Annotated in this window: 4 protein-coding genes and 2 pseudogenes; 4 read left to right on the plus strand and 2 right to left on the minus strand. The window is 32.9% G+C overall.

All coding sequences use genetic code 11. The annotated features are described in order from the left end of the window. Positions 1-530: 530 nt before the first annotated feature. Both AFK68_RS16095 and AFK68_RS45410 read right to left on the minus strand, forming a co-directional pair. Positions 531-1,454 (minus strand): serine hydrolase (locus AFK68_RS16095; protein ID WP_168186506.1); only part of this gene is annotated, 924 nt, incomplete at its 5' end. A gap of 1 nt (position 1,455) precedes the next feature. Further along, positions 1,456-2,094, minus strand: a pseudogene (locus AFK68_RS45410) (serine hydrolase domain-containing protein); the annotation flags it as partial. Between the two features lie 762 nt (positions 2,095-2,856). Between AFK68_RS45410 and AFK68_RS16105 the strand changes: the two are divergent. The 4 genes and pseudogenes from AFK68_RS16105 to AFK68_RS16120 all read left to right on the plus strand — a co-directional run bounded on the left by AFK68_RS16105 (position 2,857) and on the right by AFK68_RS16120 (position 6,394). Continuing rightward, entirely contained in the window at positions 2,857-3,192 is a 336-nt protein-coding gene (locus AFK68_RS16105) for a hypothetical protein (RefSeq protein WP_094673667.1), read from the plus strand. A gap of 229 nt (positions 3,193-3,421) precedes the next feature. Further along, a partial coding sequence (locus AFK68_RS16110) for an acyltransferase family protein (protein WP_210407435.1) occupies positions 3,422-4,147 on the plus strand: 726 nt, incomplete at its 3' end. Between the two features lie 130 nt (positions 4,148-4,277). Next, positions 4,278-4,772, plus strand: a complete 495-nt coding sequence (locus AFK68_RS16115) for a hypothetical protein (protein ID WP_094673668.1) — start codon at positions 4,278-4,280, stop codon at positions 4,770-4,772. 809 nt (positions 4,773-5,581) lie between these two features. Then, positions 5,582-6,394, plus strand: a pseudogene (locus AFK68_RS16120) (GNAT family N-acetyltransferase). Positions 6,395-6,567: the final 173 nt, after the last annotated feature.

Genomic DNA, 6,567 nt, shown 5'->3' on the forward strand with positions numbered 1-6,567 from the left:
CTACAAACCTTCTTCCTTCTTCCTTCTTACTTCTTCCTTTAAACCCAAATCTCTGTAGTCTATATTAATGAAGACTGCTATAATTTATTTATCTTTAAATGTGCTGTAAATTCTACTTAATATATTATTCTATGTAGTTAAATTTTAATATTATAGCGATTTTCATTAACATAGAATACAACTCTCAAATCTATAACTTATCAAACCTCAAAATACTTATCTTGTTTCTGTAGTCTACTTTATGAAAACTGCTATAAATAGAATAATTAATTTTACTGCTGCCGCACAACTTATTGAAAAAAGGCAGAGCTAATTAATTGTTGCCAGATACTATATTATCACCCTATACTTTTCGTTAACTAACTTTAGCAATATAGATTTTCTGATAATAAAACTTTTATCTAGTGATAAGAAAATCAACCCTTCCCTAAAAAAGTAGAATATCTGTAGTAAATCTTCTAGTAAATATTCCGGTATTAGGAATTACCAATTATTTATCATCCCATAAATATCAAATGCTAGTTATTTCTTTATTTGTTCATTTTTTCGTTAATTACCTCAGCTTGATAAGCACGAGTTTCAAAAGTATCAGCTAACTCCCAAATAGAAGGATAGACTTGACTCATAATAATACCAATCATTTCTTTTTCTGGATCGGCAAAATAATTAGTTCCAAATAAACCTCCTCCTCTAAAACTACCTACAGAACTAAGTGCAGTTGAAATTTCATAATTTTCCTTAACTTCAAACCCATTAGTGTATTTATAACCAACACTTATCGGACGATCTTTGAAACGATCTTGAGGACGAATAGAAAGAAATTTTTCAATAGTTTCTTGATTAGCTATTTTGACAATTTGCTGCCCATCTTTACTCTTTAAATTTCCCCCATTAAGCAGCATTTGCAAAAAACGAGCAAAGTCATTAGGAGTAGAAACTAAACCAGCGCCTCCTGAAAAATAAGTATCTCCTGTCAAATAAGGATAAGCTTCATCAATAAATAAACCAGGTTTTAATTCCCTAGTTTTCTCACCTATAGGTTCTAAATTTCCATGGGCATTTGGAGTATAAGTAACTGCCAAACGATTTAACTTATCTTTAGTCACAAAAAAACCAGTATCATCCATTTCTAAAGGAGCAAAAATTCGCTCTGCCAAAAACCGATCAAAAGGTTTTTGGGAAACAATTTCTATTAGATAACCCAAAACATCTGAGTTAAGACCATAAAGATAATTTGTACCTGGTTCAAAAGCTAGAGGAACTTTGCTTAAACGATTTACCATTTCGCCAATAGTTCCTGAAGTAGTTGAAAGACCATCAGAAATATTAGCAGCTTTTAATAAGGGAAAAAGAATTGGTTGATTTTGGAAATTATAGGAGATTCCCGAAGTATGATTTAGTAATTGTTCAATGGTAATCTGATTTTTTGCAGGGGTGGTAGTATAATCATTTCCNAGCTAGAGGAACTTTGCTTAAACGATTTACCATTTCGCCAATAGTTCCTGAAGTAGTTGAAAGACCATCAGAAATATTAGCAGCTTTTAATAAGGGAAAAAGAATTGGTTGATTTTGGAAATTATAGGAGATTCCCGAAGTATGATTTAGTAATTGTTCAATGGTAATCTGATTTTTTGCAGGGGTGGTAGTATAATCATTTCCACTTGCCGAATTACCTTGCACTAGCACTTTCATATTAGCGAAAGAAGGAATATATTTAGAAATCGGATCGGTTAATTTAATCAATCCATCTTCAGCCAATAAATAAGTAGCAAAACCAGTGACAATTTTAGTTTGAGAAGCCATCCGAAAAATATTATTTTCTACCATTGGAATTTTATTTTCCAGATTGCTAAACCCAAAAGTTTGATGATAAGCTATCTTGCCATCTTTGACAATTAGACCTACTGCACCAGCAATTTTTCCAGTGTCTACAAAGTTTTGAATATCTTCTGTTAAAGCATTGAGTTTGACGGCAGAAAGTCCTGCTAATTCAGGGTTATCTACTGTAGTCAAACCTTGCACTTTTACTACCAGCGCCAGATTAACTAAAGCTGATATTATTACGATTAATAAGAATCTTTTGAGCTTGTTCATATTTTGTGTAATATACTGCTTCTAAAAAGACAGTAAAGCTTCATAAGTGCGAGATTCAAAAGTATTAATTAACTCTCCTTTAAAATGGTAGACTTGACTCATAATAATACCAATCATCTCTTTTGATAGATTAACAAAACAATGAGTATTAAATAAAGTTAACCATTGAAAACTTCCTACATAATTAGGTTGAGTTGAGACATCGGCATTATCTTTAACAACAAAGCGATTAGTAAACTTATAACCTCTAATCTTTTAACCTTACAGGAAAAGCTGAATCCTGAATACTGAATGCTAATAGCTGAATACTTACCCTGTAAAAACTGAGCCAAATATTTTCCAGATACTACTACAATTGATAATTATATCTTCATCTCAGTATTAAGCTATAAATATTATCTAAATACCCTATGATTTGATATTTTAAATAGCATTAACAAATGAAAGTGAACCAAAATTACTTAATCCGTTGAATCTTAAAAAAAGACAAAGATATAGGNCAATACTTTGATAGCTCCCTCAACTATACCTTTGAGTTTTGTAGGTTCGTTTAAGTTAAGCTTTTCCCACTTTTGCAAACTTTCACTCAAAAATTGCGCCGAAAATCTAAATACCCTATGATTTGATATTTTAAATAGCATTAACAAATGAAAGTGAACCAAAATTACTTAATCCGTTGAATCTTAAAAAAAGACAAAGATATAGGAAAAGCACCCCCAAAAAACTTATCTTAAACAAGAAAAATTAAAAACTTTCCCAATCATGACAAAAATAACTCACAAAGAAGTATTCGATCTCTTAATTAAAGAAGTTATTGAAGTTTACCCACAGATGGAAAATAAATTGGATTTTGTATCCAAAGATATTTTAGACCATCTTCTCTCTAATAGCGATGGTGTGAGAGAAAGATTGCGTAAAGGTTCTTTTACAAAAGATGATGGTGAAATTAATCAAACTGAAGCCTTTTTACTCACCTGGGTAAATGAAGTATGGGATGTAGAAAATGGTAATCAAGAGTTATATGAAAAATTTATCTCTGACTTAAATGGAACACCACAGGAGTTTGATTTATATGAAAAAGAAGTACCTCAAGAATAATGGATAATTGATAATGGATAATTGATAATGAAAACTATAGCAATCCACGATCCATGTTGTAACAATTCAAAAACTAGAAATAAGCTCCGAAAATCTTACTCATTAACTATTGCTTCCCAACCTATTCCTAAAAAGTAGCAAGATTTTTGACACAAATCAAATATGCTATATCTTTAAATTATCAATTATCCATTGGTAATATAATCCCCAACTACAAAAACTTATAAAAATGCGTTTAAAATCTCTTGATGTATTTCGTGGCATTACAATTGCTAGTATGATTCTTGTTAATAACCCAGGCAGTTGGAATTATGTTTATCCACCCTTACTTCATGCAAAATGGCATGGTTGTACACCCACAGATTTAATATTCCCTTTTTTCTTATTTATCGCAGGTGTAGCAATGACTTTTTCCTTGTCAAAATACACCGATAAAAATCAACCTACTCCACAAATTTACCAAAGAATTTTCCGGCGATGCCTAATACTTTTCCTGTTAGGTTTACTACTAAATGGCTTTCCTAATTACGACTTAACTACTATTAGAATTATGGGAGTATTGCAACGTATTAGTTTAGCCTACCTCCTCTCAGCAATAGCTATCCTCAACCTGTCCCGAAAACAACTTTATGGACTTGCCACTATATTATTAATTGGATATTGGATAGCCATGCAATTAATACCCGTTCCTGGTTATGGCCTTGGCAACCTCTCCCCAGAAGGAAATCTTGGTGCCTATATCGATCGCCTCATTCTGACCCAACAACATTTATGGGCAGGCAAACCATACGACCCAGAAGGGCTATTTAGTACCTTACCTGCCATAGTTACCGTTTTGATTGGCTACCTTACAGGAGAATGGCTCAAACATCAACCAATCAAAAGTCGCACCAGCTTAAATCTGGTAATTTCCGGCCTAAGTTGTTTAGTAGTTGGATATCTGTGGGGACTATTTNACCCTCCCCCCAGAAGGAATTTGTGTTGCATATTTCGCTCGCCTCATTCTGCCCCAACAACTTTGATGGGCAGGAAAACCATCCGCCCCAGAGGGGCTATTTAGTACCTTACCTGCCATAGTTACCGTTTTGATTGGCTACCTTACAGGAGAATGGCTCAAACATCAACCAATCAAAAGTCGCACCAGCTTAAATCTGGTAATTTCCGGCCTAAGTTGTTTAGTAGTTGGATATCTGTGGGGACTATTTTTTCCTATCAATAAAGCTTTATGGACAAGTTCCTATGTCATATTTACTGCCGGATGGGCCTTACTGTTGCTAGCTGCTTGTTATGAGGCGATCGAAGTTCGAGGTTGGCAGAAATGGGGACATCCATTTGAAGTGATGGGATTAAATGCCATATTTATATTTGTTGGGTCTGGATTTTTGGCAAGACTAATGATTTATAACAATATTGGTAGTGGAGAAAATGCTCCTAATATCAAAACATGGATATATGAACAATTTTTCCAATCTTGGTCTGGTTCATTTAATGGTTCTTTGATTTTTGCTATTGTCAATGTATTATTTTGGTGGGTAATTTCTGATTTAATGTATCGTGGTAGTTGGTTTCTTAAAGTTTAATCGATCTTGGTAGTCAGACAATAGTAATTCAGGGAGACAAATCAAAATTTTAACGAAGAACAAACTACCTGAGCAACCATGAATTTTTGTTTTAGTTACTATAGCAATCTACCCTTATATTGTAATATTTTATCTAGGGGTTTGGTCTCCAAAAAAGCCCGAAAATGGGATTTGGAAACCAAACCCCTACAGTTTTTTTCACNTACCTGAGCAACCATGAATTTTTGTTTTAGTTACTATAGCAATCTACCCTTATATTGTAATATTTTATCTAGGGGTTTGGTCTCCAAAAAAGCCCGAAAATGGGATTTGGAAACCAAACCCCTACAGTTTTTTTCACAAATCATTTCATACTGCCATATAGCATTTACATATTGAATATTAATAATCAAGAATCAACAATAGATTAAGGATAAAAATGCAACGGTCAGCTATAAGTTCCATTAATTCTCTAGTTGAAAACTTAGTAGAAGAAGTTAAACCAATGAAGCAAGCATTGGTTAAAAAGTTGAAAGCTAATCGCTAATAGCTGAATGCTTAGAATAAATGATATATTTTTATTTTGCATTGCTGAAACACGGTATGAAATTAAACTTTGGGTAAATTTTTAGCCAAAACATATAATGCAAATTTTACCTATTTCTTCTATGACAAGTCACCGAAAAACTCCTTTCTACCTACTGACTCAGTCCTCCTGACTCCTGACTTCTATAAAATCATGCATTTATTCAGGAACGCCTTTTATTTTTAGTTAAATATCAAAATATTTGAAAATGAACATGAACCAAGATAATTTTATAGTCCGTCCAATGACTTTAGCTGACTTAAAATTAGCTGTGAGTTGGGCTGCTGATGAAGGATGGAACCCCGGACTTGATGATGCCAATAATTATTATATAGCCGATCCTCAAGGTTTTTTAATTGGAGAATTAAACGGGGAACCAATAAGTTGTATCTCTGTAGTGAGATATAGTCAAAATTTTAGTTTTATTGGTGTTTATATTGTCAAACCTGAATGGAGAAAAAAAGGATTTGGCTTAAAAACTTGGCAGGAAGCCTTCAAGTTAATTAATAATCAACCTGCTGCTTTAGATGCTGTTTTGGAACAAGTTAATACTTACGGTAAATCTGGCTTTAAAACTGCTCATCGTCATCTCCGTTATCAAGGAATAATTCCTGGCAAAATATCTCAAGACATCAAAGACTTAAAAACTATTAATTTTGAGAAACTTTGTAGTTACGATCGCCTTTATTTTCCTGCCGAACGTCCTAATTTTCTCAAAGCATGGATTAATCAATCAAATGGTAAAGGTTATGGAATAATTAATGATGGAAATTTAGTTGGTTATGGGGTTATTAGAAAAGCCCAAGAATGATTTAAGATAGGTCCTATATTTGCTGAAAACCAAGAAATAGCAGAAAAGTTATTTTTGGCTTTGTGCAGTTATTCGGAGAATCAAAATGTTTATATTGATGTTCCTAATATTAATCAACAGGCTATTAATTTAGTTGAAAATTATCAAATGCAATGTGTTTTTGAATGTGTCAGAATGTATTCTGTTCGAGAACCAAATGTTGATTGGAAAAATATTTTTGGTGTGACTAGCTTAGAGTTAGGATAAACTTTCAAGATAATTTGATAGAGCCAATGAAAATCTCCAAAGTAGCCATCAAAAATATACCTTCTTTCTACTCCCAAAATTCTTAAACAAAACTCAGACGTTATAGTAAACATCGGCACAGATAGAAATTTTTCTCCATCCTTTCAAAAATCTAAGGTAGTCAATGAAAATCT

This window comes from Hydrocoleum sp. CS-953, assembly GCF_002260545.1.
GTDB lineage: Bacteria > Cyanobacteriota > Cyanobacteriia > Cyanobacteriales > Microcoleaceae > Trichodesmium.